This is a genomic window from Haematobacter massiliensis, from assembly GCF_000740795.1.
Lineage (GTDB): Bacteria > Pseudomonadota > Alphaproteobacteria > Rhodobacterales > Rhodobacteraceae > Haematobacter > Haematobacter massiliensis.
Genome location: NZ_JGYG01000008.1, coordinates 1 through 18,405 on the forward strand (window position 1 = coordinate 1; position 18,405 = coordinate 18,405).

Here is an 18,405-nt window from a genome sequence, read left to right on the forward strand (position 1 = left end):
GAAATCAGCGCCTTACTTGGGAAATGTGGGACTATACCATCGACACGATCGCCGATCTCCCGGCGGTCATCGAGATGATCAATATGCGCTTGGAGAATGGTGAGCAGCCCTGATCTATTCGCACAGCGTGATGACGGAGAAAGCGGGACCATTTGGCTCCCGCATCACCGTGGCACGGGCGACGAGGATTTGGGTGGTTCCGAGGCATCGCTGCGCACCTGCGGGCGGCATGTAAATAATAATGCCTCTATCTCTGCCGCACTGCAGCAACATAAACGATCAGACGAGGCAAATACTTATTATCGATACCTTCTAAATTTGGGTTTCTTCGAAGTACGGCGCTACAGAAAGTGCCCGTGGTTTGATTGAATTCGCCCTGATGTCCGGCCCGATCGAGTTTCGCCGATGTCGAAGGTTATTGCACTGGCCCTTGCCACATCCTCCGTCGCAGCACTTTCAGCGAAAGCCGGGGGAGCTTGACGGTCTAAACAGCGCTTGAGGCGGAGTTCCTGGAAGGCTACGCGACCGCAGTCAACGCCGATCCCCCCGAGATCAAGATCAACTGGGTGCGGGATTCCACCGGCGTCATCACCGCAAAGCTGCTGGAAGAGAAGAACAATCCGCGGGCGGATGTGGTCTGGGGTCTCGCCGCCACTTTCCTGCTGGTGCTGAAGGCAGAAGGCATAGTGGAGCCTTACGCCGCCCAAGGTCTCGATACCGCATTTGTAAACCGTCGGCTCACCGCGCTGCAGGCAGCCGCGCGCTGACAAGCTCCGCGATGGCCAGCGAGGATGTCAGGCCCGGGCTTTCGATGCCGAACAGGTTGACGAGGCCCGGTACCCCATGCACCTCCTCCCCGTCGATGCGGAAATCGGCAGCGGGGGCGCCGGGGCCGGAGAGTTTCGGGCGGATGCCGCAATAGGTCGGCGCCAGCGCATCCTCCGGCAGCCCCGGCCAGTATTTACGGATTTCCGTCTGGAAATGGCCCCGCCGGGCACCGTTTACCCGGTAATCGACGGTCTCGATCCAGTCCACATCCGGGCCGAAGCGCATCCCGCCCGCAAGGTCCAGCGTCAGGTGCACCCCGAGGCCGCCGGGTTCCGGCACCGGATAGACCAGCCGCGAAAACGCGGGCCGTCCCGGCAGGCTGTAGTAGTTCCCGCGCGCATAGAGCGTCTGCGGCACATGCCCGGGCGACAGGCCCCGGATCGCAGCCGCCACCTCCGATGCATGGAGGCCCGCGGCGTTGATGAACATCCGCGCGCCCATGGTGAACCGCTCGCCGCTGGCCATGTCCCGTGTCGTGACCACAAACCCGTCCGGCACGACCTCCACCGCCTCCACCCTGCTGCCCAAGCTCAGCATCGCACCCCCCGCCTCCGCCTGGCCGAGCAGAGAGAGCATCAGCGCATGGCTGTCCACGATGCCGGTGGAGGGGGAGAGGAGCGCCGCCGTGCAGGAAAGCTGCGGCTCCATCGCCTGCGCCTCGGCCGCGCTGAGCCGCCGCAGGTCGGTCACGCCGGAGGCCGCGGCCCGCGCCACGATCCCGTCCAGCGCCGCGGTCTGATCGGCGCTCGTTGCTACGATCAGCTTGCCGCAGCGCCGGTGGGGCACGCCGTTTTCCGCGGCATAGGCATAGAGCATGTCCCGGCCGCGCACACAGAGCCGCGCCTTCAGGCTGCCGGGATCGTAGTGGATGCCCGCGTGGATAACCTCGGAATTGCGCGAGGAGGTACCGGTGCCATAGGCCGCCTCCCGCTCCAGGATCAGCACCTCCACCCCGCGCCGCGCCATTTCCCGCGCGATGGCGAGGCCCACGACGCCCGCTCCCGCGATGATGCAGTCAACCCTGTCCATCAAGTTCCCCCGAACGTTCAACCGTAGCCGAAAGAGGTGTCTTCCAGCGCCTTCTCCCCGCCGACCTCCTCCACATTCCCGGAAAGGGCAACCCGGCCATTGCGCAGAACGTAAACTTTCGGAATGGCGTCGAGAATATGCGCCGTCGACCGGTCCACGATCAACAATGTCATGCCGGCATCGCGGTTCAGCACGGGAAGGCTCTCATGGACCCGATCCCTGACCGAGGGAGCAAGGCCCAGAGACGATTGCGCGAGGGCTGCTGCAGGATCACCCGCGCGATGGCGAGCTGTTGCTGTTCGCCGCCCGAAGGATCACCCGCGACGCCCTTGAAGCGGCTGCGCGGGATCGGGAACGCGGTCATCACCTGCTTCACGCCGAGCCTGGGACTGATGTCTGAACTGGTCAAACGAGAGAACCGCGACCTCAAGGATAATGGTCAGCCTCGTTTGAGGCCGGTTTCCTGCAGGCCCGCGACGGGCAATCCAGCCGTGATGCGCAGAAGGACAGTGTCCCGCGACGATCCGCAGGCCAAGGGGCCTGGTCCCCCCGGCATCGGCCGCCGCCGCCGGCATCCCCACGCCATGATCGTCTCGGCGCTGATCGACATGGCTTGAGGTGCGGGAACGGCGCAAACGCCTGTTTCTTCAACGTGCCGCGAGCAGGACTGATCGCGAAACGGGCGTTCACCTCTTCACCACCGCTTTGCCTCTTGCTCCGCGCCGCAAGCTCTGCACGGATGGCGATATGACGCGCACACTTTCCATCACCATCGTCGAGAAGGACCGCGAACGCGCCGCGATGATACGCGACGCGCTGATTGAGGCCGGAACGATGGACGCCGACATTACCGTCATCGGCGACGACACCGGTCTGGCGCGCCGCATCGCGGCGGCCAAACCGGATCTGGTGCTGATCGACCTCGCCTCGCCGTCACGCGACGAGATGGAGGAGCTGACGCTTGCCACCGGCCCGCTCGAACGCCCGGTGGCCATGTTCGTCGACCGCTCCGACCCCGGCCTGATCCGGGCGGCGATCGAGGCGGGCGTGTCGGCCTATGTGGTGGACGGGCTGCGCGCCGACCGCATCCGCCCGATCCTCGATGCCGCTATCGCGCGGTTCCACATGTTCCGCAATATCCGCGAGGAGCTTGCCGCCACCCGGGCCGCGCTGGAGGAGAGGAAGGTCATTGATCGGGCCAAGGGCCTTTTGATGCGCGCCAAGGGCATTAGCGAGGATGAGGCCTATGCGCTGCTCCGCCGCGCAGCCATGGACCAGAAGCGCAAAATCGCCGATGTGGCCCGCGCGCTGGTGATGGCGGCGGATCTGCTGCGATGACCGGCATACCCCTGACCGCGGGCTTCATCGCGCTGACCGATGCCGGGCCGCTGATCGTCGCGCGGGAGCTGGGCTTTGCCGAGGAGGAGGGGTTGGAGCTGAAGCTGTCTCGCCAGCCCTCCTGGTCGGCGCTGCGCGACCAATTGGCGTTCGGGCAGGTGCAGGCGGCGCATCTGCTCTCCCCCCTGCCGGTGGCGATGACGCTGGGGTTGGGCGGGCTCGGATCGGCGGTGGACGTGGTACAGGTGATGTCCATCGGCGGCATGATCATCGGAGTGTCCACCGCGCTTGGGCTGCGTCTGCGCGAGGGAGGCCACGATTTCGGCTTCGATGACGCTTATGCCGCCGGGCGCCAGCTGATCGCCGTGACTGGCGGCGCGCTGCGGATCGGGGTGCCGTTCCCGTTTTCCATGCATGCGGAACTCGTGCATTACTGGCTCGAGGCGTTGGGCCCCCTGCCGCCGGGCCTCGTGATCCGCACGGTGCCGCCGCCGCAGATGGCCGAAGCGATGGCGGCGGGCGAGATCGATGCCTTCTGTGTGGGCGAACCCTGGGGCTCCATCGCGGTGGAAACCGGAGTGGGCCAGCTTCTGCTGCCCGGGTCCGCCATCTGGTCCTTTGCGCCCGACAAGGTGCTGGCCATGCGCCATGACGTAGTGGAGGCGGAGCCGGATATGACCGCTCGGCTGATGCGTGCGCTCTGGAAGGGGGGACGCTGGCTGGCCGAACCGGGCAACATCATCGCCGCCGCCGAGCTTCTGGCGAGGCCGGAGTATGTCGGCGTTCCCCGCGCCGTGATCGAACGCGCGCTGACCCAGCATATCGTCACCATGCCCGGCGGTGAGCCGCGCCCCGTTCCGCAATTCCAGGAATTCTTTGCGGGTCTGGCGCCGTTTCCCTGGCGTAGCCAGGGGGAGTGGATCGGCGCCCGCCTGGCGCGGCGCTATGGGCTCGATGCCGAGCACGCGCGGGAGGTCGGCAAAGCGGTGTTCCGCAGCGATCTCTACCGCGCGAATCTGGGCAGGGTTGGGGCCCTTCAGCCAGGCGCTTCCGCCAAGGTGGAGGGGGCGCTGGAGGCCGATCTGGCCTTGCCGACGCGGCAGGGAACCATGATTCTGAGCCGCAGCCGTTTCTTTGACGGCGCGATTTTCGACCCGGATCGCAGCTGACGCCTGAATTGCAGGCAAACGCGAACAGACACATTGCGGCAGCGCGGAAAAAGGTTGGGCGATGCGGATAGGGATGCGAATAAGGTATTAACGGCGAGACGACGATGTCACGCCCGACCATTGCCCGCAAAGACGTGGGTACATGAGCGAAGCCGCTCGACCCATCGAGTCTTTTGACGCGACGATGGTCAGCGGTTTTTTGACGTTCCCCCACCCGATACCTGGCCCTGCCGCCCCCTGTTCAGATCCGGTCCCAGCCAGACCTTAGCCAAGGATTACCCTGATGCGTTGCATTCTCGCGATTCTCGCGACGACCAGTCTTGTCTCGCCGGCGCTTGCCGCAGGTCTGGAAAAGGACGAACTGACGCTCGGCTTCATCAAGCTGACCGACATGGCCCCCCTCGCCATCGCCAAGGAAAAGGGCTTTTTCGAGGATGAGGGCCTCTTTGTCACGCTGGAGGCGCAGTCGAACTGGAAGGTGCTGCTCGACCGGGTGATCTCGGGCGAGCTGGACGGCGCGCATATGCTGGCCGGCCAACCGTTGGCCGCCACCATCGGCTACGGCACCAAGGGTGCCATCGTCACCCCGTTTTCGATGGACCTGAACGGCAATGCCATCACCATGTCGAACGCGGTCTGGGACGAGATGAAGCCCCATGTGACGATGGGCGCCGACGGCAAGCCGCAGCACCCGATTTCCGCCGCCGCGTTGAAGCCGGTGGTGGCCGATTATGCCGATGCCGGTACCCCCTTCAGCCTCGGCATGGTGTTCCCCGTCTCCACCCACAATTACGAACTGCGCTACTGGCTGGCGGCGGGCGGCATCGCGCCGGGCTATTATTCGACCGAGGATACCTCCGGCCAGATCGGCGGCGAGGTGCTGATCTCCGTCACGCCGCCGCCGCAGATGCCCTCCACCCTGGAGGCGGGGACCATCCTCGGTTATTCGGTGGGCGAGCCGTGGAACCAGGCGGCGGTGGCCAAGGGCATCGGCGTGCCGGTCATCACCGACAACGACATCTTCCACAACAATCCCGAAAAGGTCTTCGGCGTCACCGCCCAGTTCGCCGAGGAAAACCCCGAGACGCTGAAGGCGCTGACCAAGGCGCTCATCCGCGCCGCCATGTGGCTGGACGAGGGCGACAACGCCAACCGGGCCGAGGCGGTGGAGATCCTGTCGCGCCCCGAATATGTCGGCGCCGACCGGGCGGTGATCGCCAACTCCATGACCGGCACCTTTGAATACGAAAAAGGCGACAAGCGCCCGGCGCCGGATTTCAACGTCTTCTTCCGCTACCACGCCACACTGCCCTATTATTCCGACGCCATCTGGACGCTGACCCAGATGCGCCGCTGGGGCCAGATCCCGGAGGCCAAATCCGACGCCTGGTATGCCGAGACCGCGGCGGCCGTTTACAAGCCCGCCATCTACAAGGAGGCTGCCGAGGCGCTGATCGCCGACGGTCATGCGACGGCCGCCGATTTCGACCTTGCCACCGACGGCTACAAACCGGCCAGCGCCGAGTTCATCGATGCCATCCCCTTCGATCCCCGCCAGCCCAACGCCTACATCGACAGCCTGCCCATCGGCCTCAAAGGGTCGCAGCGGGTCGTCGGCGGCGAAATCACCAACTGAGAGCCCGAGCCATGACCGCCATCGACTCCGCCTCAACCGCGACGCGTGAGGCCAGACGCGCCCGCACCTTTGCCCGCATCGGCCAGGCCGACCGCTGGTTCCGCATCCTGGGGCTGGCCTTCCTCACCCCGCTGCTGCGGTTGATCGCGGGCGACAATCCCAAGGCGCAGGCGCGGGAGCTGTGGCAGCTCCTCGGCGTGCCGATCGTGGCGATCGCGGTGTTCCTGCTCGCCTGGGCCTGGGCCGCGCCGCAGGTGCAGACCTCGCTCGGCGCCATTCCGGGGCCAGCGCAGGTCTGGGAGCAGGCCATGCAGCTGAACGAGGAAGCCGCGCAGGAACGCGTCAAACGCACCGAATTCTATGCCCAGCAGGCGGCACGGAACGCCCAGTTCATCGCGGACGGCCAGCCCGACAAGGTGCGCGAACGCGCCTATACCGGGCGGCCCACCTTCTATGAGCAGATCTGGACCGCGATCCAGACGGTGTTCTTCGGCTTCCTGATCGGTACGCTGATCGCCGTGCCGCTTGGCATCCTCGCGGGCATGTCGGCGACCGCCAATGCCGCGATCAACCCGTTCATCCAGATCTTCAAGCCCGTCTCGCCGCTGGCCTGGCTGCCGATCGTCACCATGGTCGTCTCCGCCGCCATGACGAGCGGGGATGGGGGTCTTTCGAAATCCTTCATCGTCTCGGCCATCACCGTCACGCTCTGCTCGCTCTGGCCCACGCTGATCAACACTTCGCTGGGGGTCGCCTCCATCGACAAGGATCTGGTCAATGTGTCCAAGGTTCTGAAGCTCGGCGTCTGGACCAAGGTGACGAAACTGGTGCTGCCCTCGGCGCTGCCGCTGATCTTCACCGGGCTCAGGCTCAGCCTCGGCGTGGGCTGGATGGTGCTGATCGCGGCGGAGATGCTGGCGCAGAATCCGGGCCTTGGCAAATTCGTCTGGGACGAGTTCCAGAACGGCTCGGCTCAGTCGCTCGCCCGCATCATGGTCGCCGTGCTGACCATCGGGATCACCGGCTTCATCCTCGACCGGATGATGTTCGCGATCCAGTCGATGTTCACCTTCACCAGCAACCGGTGAGCGCCATGATCGCATTGGAGAATGTCTCCATCGGCTTCGGCACGGGCGCCACGCGGCGCGAGGTGTTGCAGGACATCACGCTGACGGTGCGCAACGGCGAATTCCTCGCCATCCTCGGCTTCTCCGGCACCGGCAAGACCACGCTGATGAACCTCATGGCGGGCCTTGCCCGGCCGGACCGGGGCCGCGTCACCTTCAAGGACCAGCCGATCACCGGACCGGGGCCGGAGCGCGGGCTGGTGTTCCAGTCCTATTCGCTGATGCCCTGGCTCACCGTGAAGGGCAACGTGGCGCTGGCTGTCGATGCCGTCCACAAGGCGAAGTCCAAGGCAGAACGCGAGGCCATCGTGGCGAAATACATCGCCATGGTCGGCCTGCCCCACGCGGTGGACCGCCGCCCGGCAGAGCTTTCGGGCGGGATGCGTCAGCGCGTCTCGGTCGCCCGCGCGTTGGCGATGAGCCCCGAGGTGCTGCTGATGGACGAGCCGCTCTCGGCGCTGGACGCGCTGACGCGGGCCAATCTCGCCGACGAGATCGAGCGGATCTGGGAGGGGGAGAAGAAGACCGTCGTCCTGGTGACGAACGACGTCGATGAGGCGATCACGCTGGCCGACCGCATCGTCGTGCTGACCCCGGACGGGCGGCTCGGGCCGGATTTCCCGGTGACGCTGCCCCGTCCGCGCGACCGGGCCGCGATGAACCACGACCCGGCCTTCAAGGCGCTGCGGGCGGAGGTGACGAAATACCTCATGGATATCGGCATCGCCGGCAAGGCGCCCGAGACGCGCCGGCTGCCCAATGTGCTGCCGCTGCATTCCCTGCCGAAGGCGCTGGCCAAGGCCGCCGCCGCCTCGGCGGGCGACGACCGCTATCTGCAGTATTCCCAGCTCCACAAGATCTACGCGACGCCGAAGGGCCCGCTGACGGTGGTGGAGGATTTCAACCTCACGCTGAGGAAGGGCGAATTCGTCTCCCTCATCGGCCATTCCGGCTGCGGCAAATCCACCGTACTGACGATGACGGCGGGGCTGAACGGCATCTCCAAGGGCGCAATCAAGCTCGACGGGTTGCATGTGGAGGGGGCGGACCCGGAGCGCGCGGTGGTGTTCCAGTCGCCGAACCTCTTCCCTTGGCTCACCGCGCTGCAGAACGTCGCCATTGGCGTGGACCGGGTCTATCCGAACGCCACGCAGGCGGAGCGGCAGGAGGTGGTGGAATACTACCTCGAACGCGTCGGGCTGGCCGATGCCATGCACCGTCCGGCGGCCGAGATGTCGAATGGGATGCGCCAGCGGGTCGGTATCGCGCGGGCCTTCGCGCTCTCGCCCAAACTGCTGCTGCTGGATGAGCCCTTCGGGATGCTGGACAGCCTGACCCGCTGGGAATTGCAGGAGGTGCTGATGGAGGTGTGGAGCCGCACCAAGGTCACCGCCGTCTGCGTGACGCATGACGTGGACGAGGCCATCCTGCTCGCCGACCGGGTGGTGATGATGACCAACGGGCCGCGGGCCACCATCGGCAAGATCACGGAGGTCGATCTGCCCCGCCGCGCACCCGCAAGGCGCTGCTCGACCACCCCGATTACTACACCTACCGCGAGGAGGTTCTGTCCTTCCTCGAGGAATATGAGCATGGCGCCCACAAGAAGAAGGATGCCGCGTGATGGACGCAGCCGCGATTCAACAGGCGGCCGCCCCGGCCGCCTTCATCCAGGCCACCGAGGTCTGGACCCCGCATCCCGGCAGCGGCCGGCTGACCCGTTCGGGCGGCCTTTACGGTGCGCTCGCCGCCTTTGACGAAACCAGCGCCGGGGAGAGCTTCGGCAAGGGCGAGGGCCTGCCGGGCCGCGCCTGGGCGGAGGCGCGGCCCGTGCTGATGCACGACCTGACCGACCCCGCCTTCCGGCGCGGCGCGGCGGCGGCGGCGTCCGGTCTCGGCGCGGCTTTGGCCGTGCCGGTCTTCTGCGGCGAGGCGCTGAAGGGCGTGCTGGTGATGTTCTTCGCCGCCGCCGAGCAGGGGGTGGGCGCGGTCGAGATCTGGAGCGAGGACGGCGATGCCCTGCGGCTCGAGGCTGGGTTCTACGGTGCCGCGACCGCCTTTCGAGAGGCGTCCGAACAGGTGGCGTTCCGGCGCGGGCAGGGCCTGCCCGGCGGCGTCTGGGGGGCGAATGCGCCCATCCTGCTGCACGGGCTGGGTCGCAGCCCGGGCTTCCTGCGGGCGGCGGCGGCACGCGCGGCGGGGCTCGACACCGGGCTCGGCCTGCCGATCCCCACCCCCTCGGGGGCGGCGCATGTGCTGACGCTGCTCTCCGCGCCCGCCACCCCGGTCGCCCGCCGGTTCGAGATCTGGCGGGTGGCCTCGGGGCGGAGCGGCCGGGCGGCCAGCGCCGCGCTGATCGACGGGTTCTGCGACACCGAGGGCGCGATCTTCGACAGCGACCGCCAGGTCCAGCCCTGGCAGGGCGCGGTGGGCCAGGCGATGGCCACCGGCGCCCCGGTGGTCGAGGCCGCGCCCGCGGCCCTGCCCGGCGCGCCCCGTTTCGCGGGCGTCGTCGCCCTTCCCCAGCATGTTCATGGCGAGGTGGCGCGTGTCGTCGCCTGGTTCCTCTAATCCCCCCGAGGAGACCGTAAGATGAAGAAACTTGTCGTCATCGGCGCCGGCATGGCCTCCGGCCGGGTGCTGGAGCACCTGATCGAGACCGATCCCGCCGCCTATCAGATAACGCTGTTCAACGGCGAGCCGCGCGGCAACTACAACCGGCTCATGCTCTCCCCCGTGCTTTCGGGCGAAAAGACCTATGAGCAGATCGTCACCCATGACGGCGACTGGTATGCCGCCCGCGGCGTGACCTGCCGCTTCGGCGAATTCGTCACCGCGATCGACCCCGCCCGGAAGGTCGTGATCACCGCCCAGGGCGAGACGCCCTATGACAAGCTGGTGATCGGCACCGGATCGGCGCCCTTCATCATCCCGGTGCCCGGCAAGGATCTGGCGGGCGTCGTCACCTACCGCGACCTCGACGACACCAACAAGATGATCGAGGCCGCAGCGCGCCCGGATGCGAAGGCCGTGGTCATCGGCGGCGGCCTTCTGGGGCTGGAGGCGGCGGCGGGCCTCAGGATGCGGGGCATGGAGGTGGTCGTCATCCACCTGACCGGCCACCTGATGGAACGCCAGCTGGATCCCGCGGCGGGCTATCTGCTGCAGAAGGACCTCGAACGCCGGGGGATCCGCGTGCATTGCAGCGGGGCCACCAAGGCGATCCTCGGCACCACCCATGTCGAGGGCGTGGAACTGGCCGACGGCACCGTCTATCCGGCCGATCTGGTCTGCATGGCGGTCGGCATCCGGCCCGAAACCCGCATCGCCAAGGAGGCAGGCCTGACCGTCAACCGTGGCGTGGTGGTGGATGACGCCATGGTCACCTCCGACCCCGATATCCTCGCCGTCGGCGAATGCGTGGAGCACTGCGGGCAGCTCTTCGGCCTCGTCGCGCCGCTCTACGATCAGGCGAAGGTCGTGGCCCGCGCGCTGCTGGATGAAGCGGATGCCTTCCGCCCCGTCCAGACCGCGACCAAGCTGAAGGTCACTGGCTGCGACCTCTTCAGCGCCGGCGATTTCGCCGATGCGCCCGGGCGCGAGGACATCGTGTTCCGCGACCCCGGACGCGGCATCTACAAGCGGCTGGTCATCGAGGGCGAGAAGCTGATCGGCGCCGTGATGTATGGCGATACCGCCGATGGATCGTGGTTCTTCGGGCTGATCAAGGACGGCACCGATATCGGGCCGATGCGCGACACGCTGATCTTCGGCCCCGCCTTCCAGGGGGGCGGCAGCCCGGACCCTATGGCGGCCGTTGCAGCATTGCCGCCTGAGGCGGAGATCTGCGGTTGCAACGGCGTGTGCAAGGGGCGGATCATGGAGGCGGTGACAGGCGGCGCCACCACGCTCGACCTCGTGCGGGCCGAGACCAAGGCGTCCTCCTCCTGCGGGACCTGCACGGGCCTCGTGGAGCAGGTGATGGCGCTGACGCTGGGCGACAGCTTCGTCAAGCCCGCCGCGCAGCCGATGTGCAAATGCACCGACCACACGCATGAGGACGTCCGCCGGCTCATCAAGTCGATGGAGCTGAAATCCATGCCCGCGGTGATGCAGGAGTTGGGCTGGAAGACCTCAGGAGGCTGCCATTCCTGCCGCCCGGCGCTGAACTTCTACCTGCTGGCGGACTGGCCGCTGGACTACAAGGACGACCGCCAGTCGCGCTTCGTGAACGAACGGAACCACGCCAACATTCAGAAGGACGGCACCTATTCCGTCATGCCGCAGATGGCCGGCGGCGTCACCTCGGCCAGGGAGCTGCGCGCCATCGCCGATGCCGCCGAGAAGTTCAACGTGCCGATGGTCAAGGTCACCGGCGGGCAGCGGATCGACCTTCTGGGCGTGAAGAAGGAGGATCTGCCGGCGATGTGGGCGGATCTGAACGCCGCCGGCATGGTGTCGGGATTTGCCTATTCCAAGGGCATCCGCACGGTGAAGACCTGCGTGGGCACCGATTTCTGCCGCTTCGGCACGCAGGATTCCACGGGGCTCGGCATCAAGCTGGAAAAGACGCTCTGGGGATCCTGGACGCCGCACAAGGTCAAGATGGCGGTTTCCGGCTGCCCGCGGAACTGCGCCGAGGCGACCTGCAAGGATCTGGGCATCGTCTGCGTCGACAGCGGCTATCAGATCGGGGTCGGCGGGGCGGCGGGCATGGATCTGAAGGAGATCCAGCCGCTCGCCAGCACCCCCTCGGAAGCCGAGGCTATGGAGATCGTCGTGGCCTTCGTCCAGCTCTACCGCGAAAACGCGAAATATCTCGACCGGCCCTACAAATGGATCGCCAAGGTCGGGATGGACTGGATCAAGGCGCAGGTGGTGGAGGACCCCGCCAGCCGCGCGGCGCTGATCGAACGGTTCGAGATCTCGCAATCGGTCTATCGGAAGGATCCTTGGGCCGAACATGCCAAGCCCGCGGAGCGCAAGGACTGGGGCCCGATGGCCGATCTCACCCGGATGGAGGCTGCGGAATGAACGGGATGTTCGAGGGCCAGGCGGATCTGGGCGACGGGCTGATCGACGTCGGCGCGCTGGCCGACATCCCGCCGCAGGGCGCGCGGGTGGTCAAGACCGCGGCGGGCTGCGTGGCGGTGTTCCGCACCGCCGATGACCGGGTCTTTGCGCTGGACGACCGCTGCCCGCACAAGGGCGGCCCGCTGTCCGAGGGGATCGTGCATGGCACGCGGGTCACCTGCCCGCTGCACAACTGGGTCTTCGACCTTGCCACCGGCGAGGCGCAGGGTGCCGATGAGGGCCGCGTCGCCACCCATGCGGTGACGGTGGCGGGCGGCCGGATCCTGATCGACGCGGCGCTGCTGGCCCGGCGGGCCGTGGCATGAGCGGCGGGGGCCGGGACGGCGGGACGGACGATCGCGGCCCCGCCCCCACGGGCGCCCTGGCGATCGCCACCACATGCCCCTATTGCGGCGTGGGCTGCGGCGTGACGGCCCGCCCCGGCGCGGACCGCGCGCTGACCGTGACGGGCGATGCCGCGCATCCCGCGAACCTGGGCCGCCTCTGCTCCAAGGGCTCGTCGCTGGCGGAGACGGTGGGGCTGGAGGGGCGGCTCCTGTCGCCCCGCATCGGCGGGCAGGAGGCGAGCTGGGAGGCGGCGCTGTCGCTGGTGGCCGCGCGGTTTCGCGACACCATCGCCGCGCATGGGCCGGACAGCGTGGCGCTCTACGTCTCCGGCCAGTTGCTGACCGAGGATTACTACGTTGCCAACAAGCTGATGAAGGGCTTCATCGGCTCGGCCAATATCGACACCAATTCCCGGCTCTGCATGTCCTCGACCGTGGCCGGGCACAAACGCGCCTTCGGCAGCGATACCGTGCCGGGGCAGTATGAGGATCTGGAGGAGGCCGATCTGGTGGTGCTGGTCGGCTCCAATCTCGGCTGGTGCCACCCGGTGCTCTATCAGCGGCTGGCGGCGGCCAAGGCCGCGCGGCCCGCGATGCGCGTTGTCAATATCGACCCGCGCCGGACGGCCACCTCCGACATTGCCGACCTGCATCTGCCGCTGGCTCCGGGATCGGACGTGGCGCTCTTCAATGCGCTGCTGGCGGAGATCGACGCCCGCGGCGCCGCCGACTGGGGCTATCTGGCGCGGGTGGAGGGCTATGACGCCGCCGTCGCCGCCGCCCGCGCCTCCGACCCTGCGGCGACAGGGCTGGATGCCGGCGACATCGCCCGGTTCCTCGACCTCTGGATCGGGACGGAGAAGGTCGTCACCGTGTTTTCGCAGGGTGTGAACCAGTCCTCCTCCGGCGCGGACAAGGTCAATGCGATCCTGAACTGCCATCTGGCCACCGGGCGGATCGGCCGCCCCGGCATGGGCCCCTTCTCCGTCACCGGCCAGCCCAATGCGATGGGCGGGCGCGAGGTGGGTGGGATGGCCAACATGCTGGCCTGCCATCTGGAGATCGAGAACCCCGATCACCGCGCCGCCGTGCAGGGCTTCTGGTCGGCGCCGGTCATGGCGGAGCGGCCCGGCCTGAAGGCGGTGGACATGTTCCGCGCGGTCGAGGACGGGCGGATCAAGGCGCTCTGGATCATCTGCACGAACCCGGCCGTGACCATGCCCGATGCGGGCCGGGTAGCGGCGGCGATCGCGGCCTGCCCCTTCGTGGTCGTCTCCGACATCATGGCGCAGACGGATACCACGCGGCTTGCCCATGTGCTGCTGCCCGCAACCGGCTGGGGGGAGAAGGACGGCACGGTGACCAATTCCGAACGCCGCATCTCGCGCCAGCGGGCACTCTTTGCCGCGCCGGGGCAGGCGCGGGACGACTGGCGCGTGCTGGCGGAGGTGGGCGCGCGTATGGGCTGGCCGGAGGCTTTTGGCTGGGCCGGTCCGGCGGCGGTGTTTCGCGAACATGCCGCGCTCTCAGGCGTGGCAGGGGGGCTGGGGTCGGATTTCGACATCTCCGCCCTGAAGGACATCGGGGACGCGGATTATGCCGCGCTCCAGCCGTTCTGCTGGCCGAAGACCTCGGCGCGCGAGGGGGGTCGGTTCTTTGCCGACGGGCGTTTCCATACCCCTTCGGGCAAGGGGCGGATGTTGCCGCTGACCCCGCGCCCGCCGGCGGCCGCGACCAGCGCCGCCTTCCCCTTCCGCCTGAACACCGGGCGCATCCGCGACCAGTGGCACACGATGACCCGCACCGGCCTCTCCGCCCGGCTGAACCAGCATATCGCCGAGCCGTTTCTGGAGGTGCATCCGGAGGATGCCGCCCTGTATGGCCTGGAGCCTGCCGGCCTCGCCCATGTAACCAGCCCGACCGGCACCGCCATCCTGCGCGTCCTCGTTACCCCCCGCGTCCGGCGCGGCGACCTTTTTGCGCCGATGCACTGGACGGGGGAGACCGCGCCCTCCGGCCGGATCGACCGGCTGGTCGCCGCCGTGACCGACCCGATCTCCGGCCAGCCGGAAAGCAAGGCGGCGGTGGCGGGGGTGACGCCCTTTGTCGCCGCCTGGTACGGCTTTGCCGTCTCGGCGCAGGACTTCCAACCCGATTGCGCCTATTGGGCCAAGGCACGGGCCGCGCGCGGCTATCGCGCCGAACTGGCCGGGCTGGAAGCGCCTGCGGATTGGGAGACAGAGGCGCGCCGCCTCTTCGGCCTGCCGGGGGCGGAGGCGATGACCATCGCCGACCCGTCGCGTGGCCTCGCCCGCATGGCCCTGCGTGAGGAGGGGCGGATCCGCGCCGCCCTCTTCGTCGCGCGCGAACCGGTGGCGGTGGCCCGCACCCATCTGGCCGGGCTGGTCGGCGAGATGGACAACGACGCCCTCGCCGGGCGGCCGGGTGGCGACCGCCCCGACCCCGGCGCCATCGTCTGCGCCTGTTTCAACGTGGGCGTGAACACCATCGCTGCCGCCATCGCCGGCGGCGCCGTCACGGTCGAGACCCTGGGCGCCGCGCTGAAGGCCGGCACCAATTGCGGCTCCTGCCGCGCCGAAATCCGTGGATTGATCCACGCCCACACCGCCACCGCCGCCGAATAGGAGCAATCCGATGAAAACCTTCCCGATGTTCCTGAAGATGGAAAACCGCCGCGTGGTCTTTGTCGGCGGCGATGAGGAGGCCGCTCGCAAGGTCCGCCTGATCCTGCGCACAGAGGCCGAGATCCTGATCTGCGCCGAGGTGTTGGACGCGGAACTGGCGGCGCTGGTGGCGTCGGGACGGGCGGCGCACCATCCGGGCGCCCCGGTGGCGCATCATTTCGCCGGCGCGGCGCTGGCCTTCGTGGCGACGGGGGATGAGGCGAGCGACACCGCCGCCGCCGATCTGGCCCGCGCGGCCGGCGTGCCGGTCAATGTCGTGGACCGCCCCGAACTCTGCGACGCCTTCACCCCCTCCATCGTTGACCGCGACCCGCTGGTGATCGCCATCGGCACGGAGGGCACCGCCCCGGTGCTCGCCCGGCAGGTCCGCACCCGGCTGGAGGAGATGCTGGAGCCGCGGCTCGGTCATTTGGCCGCGCTGGCCGGGCGGATGCGCGGGCTGGTGGAGCAGACGGTGCCGAAGGAGAACCGGCGCCGGTTCTGGGCCTGGGCCTTCAACGGCAGCCCCCGCGCGCTGCATGCACGCGGCGCGGAGGCGGAGGCGGCCCGCCTGCTGAAGGACGCGGCCCTGGCCGGCCATGTGCCCGATGGCGGGCGCGGCTCCATCGCGCTGGTGGGTGCGGGGCCGGGGGCGCGCGACCTGCTGACGCTGCGCGCGGTGCAGCGGCTGCAGGAGGCGGATGTGATCTTCTACGACCGGCTGGTGGATCCGGAGGTGCTGGATCTCGCCCGCCGCGACGCCGACCGGGTGTTCGTGGGCAAGGAGGTGGGCGCCCATGCCTGGCCGCAGGACCGCATCAACGGCGTGATCGTCGCCGCTGCCCGGCGCGGCCAGCGGGTGGTGCGGCTGAAATCCGGCGATCCCGGCATCTTCGGCCGCGCCAGCGAGGAGCTGGAGGCCGCGCGCGCCGAGGGTATCCCGGTGGAAATCGTGCCGGGTATCACCGCCGCCTCCGCCGCCTCCGCCTCCATGGGGCGGCCGCTGACCGAACGGGGCGCCACCGACCGGCTGGTGATCGCCACCGGCACCTGCCGCCCCGGCGATGCCGATCCCGACTGGGGCGCGCTCGCCACGCCGGGGACCACGCTCGCGCTTTACATGGCGATGGGCAAGCTCGGTCCGATCGTGCGCAGCATGACGGCGGCCGGGGTGGAGCCCGGCACGGAGGTCTCCATCGTCAGCGAGGCCTCCTCCCCCCGGCAGCAGAGCCTGACCACCACGCTGGGGCGGGTGGTGGAGGAGGCGGCGGCAGCGGGCCTTGCCGCCCCCGCCATCATCTTCGTGCGCCGCGACAAGCGGGCGGCGGCACAGGGCGCGGCGACGCGCGCCGTCGCCTGATCGGTACCTGTTCACGCTTTGGTGCCCGTTGCAGGCGGATCAGACGCAATGAGCCAAAACGGTGGTCAGGAGAGCTATCGACATGGGGCGTATGCACCAGCGCGCCCGCGCCGTCGCGGCTGCGCCGTAGCAGTCCTGCCACGCCCGTTCACGAGCTGTTAGCCGTTTCGGGCCAGAAGCCTTGGCCCTGCAAGGACGCCGGAAGCACCGCGCCACGTCGGGCAACCTGACCACGATTACCAACGCGGCTGTCAAAACCCGGTCCTGAGGTCCGCCGTGTCAGCGGTTGCGCGCTCAGGTCCGAGCCGTCCCGACGGACCCGCGTGGCTGCCCCTGAAAAGCAGCGGCTCTTACCATGACCGAAGCCATCCCCGCCTTCAAAGATATGCTCGAACGCAGGCGCCACAGATCAGCGAGCAGCACGGCGACGGAGGCAGATGCGCGCTCTGATGCCCAGCCCCACGAGGGAATCCTCGCTCCGGCAAAGAAGATGCAGCGCCGACCTCCAGCGGGGCGCAAGCCGTGGGCGTGCCATTATCTTATGCCCTGCCGCGCGCCCGGCTCTCCCGGAGCTACGGTAAGGGGCATGCGCAACTCATGCTCCCATCGGCAAAGACGTGCCCCCGCAACCCAACCCTTCAGCTGGCTCAAGCAGAGCGTCTTCGCCGGCGCTGCCCTGTCCGGCTCCGCCATCGGTCGCGTGGGCGAGTATGCAGGCTGCATCGCGGCAGGAAATTGGGCAGACGGGGGTAGTACCCGTCATTTCCGCGACGATGTCGATGCCCTCCAGTTCTGTTGCCAGCAGGGCTCGATCCCTGGGTCAGCTGGTATCGAAGCCTCCCCTGCCCGCGCGGCCAAGATCGCTTCGAGCCCCGCTCCGCAAATCATCGCCATCGAATGGCGGAGCCGCCACATTTCGCTGCCGACCGCGCCAATGTGTAACCACTCGAGAGGAGATGACCTGCATCCCACTGAACGGCTCTGACCCAAGGGCAGAAATCGCGCGCATCGGTGTCTGTATAACCTCGCGCAACGGACGCGTGATCCTCGGCCCGCCCGACCCCGCAGGTCAGGTGAGTGCCTTGAAGACCAGCAACATATGCTCCTCGGCTGACAGGCTGTCCTGTGGCGGATGGTGCAGGATCACGCCAGACCACAGCGACATCAGCACTGAGGCAAGGTGATCGGCGCCGATCTGCGGCTGCAGGCCATGGGCGTCGAAGATCGCGGCGGCGACGCCGGCGAACTCGGCGCGATGACGGCGGCGCACAGGCTCAAAGGCCACGGCGAAGGCGGGATTGCGCCGGGCATGCAGATGCAGTTCCACCAGCATCAGCGACAGGGTGGGATCGCGCGCCAGCCGCGACAGATGCGCGGCCATGCGCTGCATCGCGCTGTCCAGCGGCAGATCGCGGGTCTCATCCAGACTGGCATGCAGTTCGCGGGCCAGTGTCTGGATATGCCGGTCAACCAGGGCCAGCAGCAGATCGTCGATGCTCTCGAAGTTGGAATAGAACGCCCCCTGCGTAAACCCCGCCCGCTGGCAGATTCCCCGGATTGAGGCCGCTGCGACCCCGCCGCTGCTAATGATCTGCAAGGCCGCCTCCAGCAGGCGTGTCCGCGTGGCCTCCTGACTTTCACGCCGCGACCGGCGTTCGAGGGATGGCTTCATGACGGGCGTTCCGATCTGCAGGAGGATGTCTCCCGCCAGATCTAGGCGTTTCGGAAGCCGTTGCGATACCCCCAATGCAGGGGAGAGAAGGCGTCTGATGATGATTTTCACATATCACATGAAACCTGAATGGCCGTGGGAC

Annotated in this window: 14 protein-coding genes and 1 pseudogene; 12 read left to right on the plus strand and 3 right to left on the minus strand. The window is 67.9% G+C overall.

Features of this window, described 5'->3' with window-relative positions:
• Positions 1 to 566 precede the first annotated feature (566 nt).
• Positions 567 to 767: a hypothetical protein gene (locus CN97_RS12365; RefSeq protein WP_035711928.1), complete on the plus strand. Its 201-nt coding sequence runs from the start codon at positions 567 to 569 to the stop codon at positions 765 to 767.
• On the opposite strand, the gene CN97_RS12370 is transcribed toward CN97_RS12365, so the two are convergent.
• Complete coding sequence (locus CN97_RS12370) at positions 739 to 1,857, minus strand: NAD(P)/FAD-dependent oxidoreductase (RefSeq protein WP_176414901.1); 1,119 nt, start codon at positions 1,855 to 1,857, stop codon at positions 739 to 741. The two genes, CN97_RS12365 and CN97_RS12370, sit on opposite strands and share 29 nt — an antisense overlap.
• A 17-nt stretch (positions 1,858 to 1,874) precedes the next feature.
• Positions 1,875 to 2,030, minus strand: coding sequence for a hypothetical protein (locus CN97_RS20675; RefSeq protein ID WP_169743197.1), 156 nt, complete (start codon positions 2,028 to 2,030; stop codon positions 1,875 to 1,877).
• Between the two features lie 156 nt (positions 2,031 to 2,186).
• Between CN97_RS20675 and CN97_RS20680 the strand changes: the two genes are divergently transcribed.
• The 11 genes and pseudogenes from CN97_RS20680 (at position 2,187) to cysG (ending at position 16,591) form a co-directional block, all read left to right on the plus strand.
• On the plus strand, positions 2,187 to 2,474 hold the full coding sequence (locus tag CN97_RS20680; protein ID WP_131389834.1) for a hypothetical protein: 288 nt from the start codon (positions 2,187 to 2,189) through the stop codon (positions 2,472 to 2,474).
• A gap of 130 nt (positions 2,475 to 2,604) precedes the next feature.
• Positions 2,605 to 3,195: an ANTAR domain-containing response regulator gene (locus tag CN97_RS12380; RefSeq protein WP_035711932.1), complete on the plus strand. Its 591-nt coding sequence runs from the start codon at positions 2,605 to 2,607 to the stop codon at positions 3,193 to 3,195.
• Positions 3,192 to 4,364, plus strand: a complete 1,173-nt coding sequence (locus CN97_RS12385; RefSeq protein ID WP_035711935.1) for an ABC transporter substrate-binding protein — start codon at positions 3,192 to 3,194, stop codon at positions 4,362 to 4,364. The genes CN97_RS12380 and CN97_RS12385 overlap by 4 nt, the downstream gene beginning before the upstream one ends.
• A gap of 283 nt (positions 4,365 to 4,647) precedes the next feature.
• Complete coding sequence (locus tag CN97_RS12390; RefSeq protein ID WP_088217540.1) at positions 4,648 to 6,000, plus strand: CmpA/NrtA family ABC transporter substrate-binding protein; 1,353 nt, start codon at positions 4,648 to 4,650, stop codon at positions 5,998 to 6,000.
• Between the two features lie 11 nt (positions 6,001 to 6,011).
• Positions 6,012 to 7,088, plus strand: a complete 1,077-nt coding sequence (locus CN97_RS12395) for an ABC transporter permease (protein WP_035711938.1) — start codon at positions 6,012 to 6,014, stop codon at positions 7,086 to 7,088.
• 5 nt (positions 7,089 to 7,093) lie between these two features.
• A pseudogene (locus CN97_RS12400) lies at positions 7,094 to 8,751 on the plus strand (ABC transporter ATP-binding protein).
• Entirely contained in the window at positions 8,751 to 9,698 is a 948-nt protein-coding gene (locus CN97_RS12405) for a GAF domain-containing protein (protein WP_051911217.1), read from the plus strand. The pseudogene CN97_RS12400 and the gene CN97_RS12405 overlap by 1 nt, the downstream one beginning before the upstream one ends.
• Before the next feature lie 21 nt (positions 9,699 to 9,719).
• On the plus strand, positions 9,720 to 12,161 hold the full coding sequence (gene nirB / locus CN97_RS12410; protein WP_035711940.1) for a nitrite reductase large subunit NirB: 2,442 nt from the start codon (positions 9,720 to 9,722) through the stop codon (positions 12,159 to 12,161).
• Entirely contained in the window at positions 12,158 to 12,526 is a 369-nt protein-coding gene (gene nirD / locus CN97_RS12415; protein ID WP_248700092.1) for a nitrite reductase small subunit NirD, read from the plus strand. The genes nirB and nirD overlap by 4 nt, the downstream gene beginning before the upstream one ends.
• Positions 12,523 to 15,192: a nitrate reductase gene (locus tag CN97_RS12420; RefSeq protein ID WP_084684148.1), complete on the plus strand. Its 2,670-nt coding sequence runs from the start codon at positions 12,523 to 12,525 to the stop codon at positions 15,190 to 15,192. Before nirD ends, CN97_RS12420 begins: the two co-directional genes overlap by 4 nt.
• A gap of 10 nt (positions 15,193 to 15,202) precedes the next feature.
• On the plus strand, positions 15,203 to 16,591 hold the full coding sequence (gene cysG / locus CN97_RS12425) for a siroheme synthase CysG (protein ID WP_035711943.1): 1,389 nt from the start codon (positions 15,203 to 15,205) through the stop codon (positions 16,589 to 16,591).
• A gap of 1,069 nt (positions 16,592 to 17,660) precedes the next feature.
• Here cysG and CN97_RS12430 read toward each other — a convergent pair.
• Entirely contained in the window at positions 17,661 to 18,263 is a 603-nt protein-coding gene (locus CN97_RS12430; RefSeq protein ID WP_035711945.1) for a TetR/AcrR family transcriptional regulator, read from the minus strand.
• Between the last annotated feature and the right edge of the window lie 142 nt (positions 18,264 to 18,405).

Excerpts from the sequence above, each read along its gene's own strand:
- nirB (WP_035711940.1), top strand. The coding sequence starts at position 9,720 with ATGAAGAAACTTGTCGTCATCGGCGCCGGCATGGCCTCCGGCCGGGTG.
- CN97_RS12430 (WP_035711945.1), bottom strand. The coding sequence starts at position 18,263 with ATGAAGCCATCCCTCGAACGCCGGTCGCGGCGTGAAAGTCAGGAGGCC.
- CN97_RS12405 (WP_051911217.1), top strand. The coding sequence starts at position 8,751 with ATGGACGCAGCCGCGATTCAACAGGCGGCCGCCCCGGCCGCCTTCATC.
- nirD (WP_248700092.1), top strand. The coding sequence starts at position 12,158 with ATGAACGGGATGTTCGAGGGCCAGGCGGATCTGGGCGACGGGCTGATC.
- CN97_RS12420 (WP_084684148.1), top strand. The coding sequence starts at position 12,523 with ATGAGCGGCGGGGGCCGGGACGGCGGGACGGACGATCGCGGCCCCGCC.
- CN97_RS12395 (WP_035711938.1), top strand. The coding sequence starts at position 6,012 with ATGACCGCCATCGACTCCGCCTCAACCGCGACGCGTGAGGCCAGACGC.
- cysG (WP_035711943.1), top strand. The coding sequence starts at position 15,203 with ATGAAAACCTTCCCGATGTTCCTGAAGATGGAAAACCGCCGCGTGGTC.
- CN97_RS12380 (WP_035711932.1), top strand. The coding sequence starts at position 2,605 with ATGACGCGCACACTTTCCATCACCATCGTCGAGAAGGACCGCGAACGC.
- CN97_RS20675 (WP_169743197.1), bottom strand. The coding sequence starts at position 2,030 with ATGACATTGTTGATCGTGGACCGGTCGACGGCGCATATTCTCGACGCC.
- CN97_RS12390 (WP_088217540.1), top strand. The coding sequence starts at position 4,648 with ATGCGTTGCATTCTCGCGATTCTCGCGACGACCAGTCTTGTCTCGCCG.
- CN97_RS12370 (WP_176414901.1), bottom strand. The coding sequence starts at position 1,857 with ATGGACAGGGTTGACTGCATCATCGCGGGAGCGGGCGTCGTGGGCCTC.
- CN97_RS12385 (WP_035711935.1), top strand. The coding sequence starts at position 3,192 with ATGACCGGCATACCCCTGACCGCGGGCTTCATCGCGCTGACCGATGCC.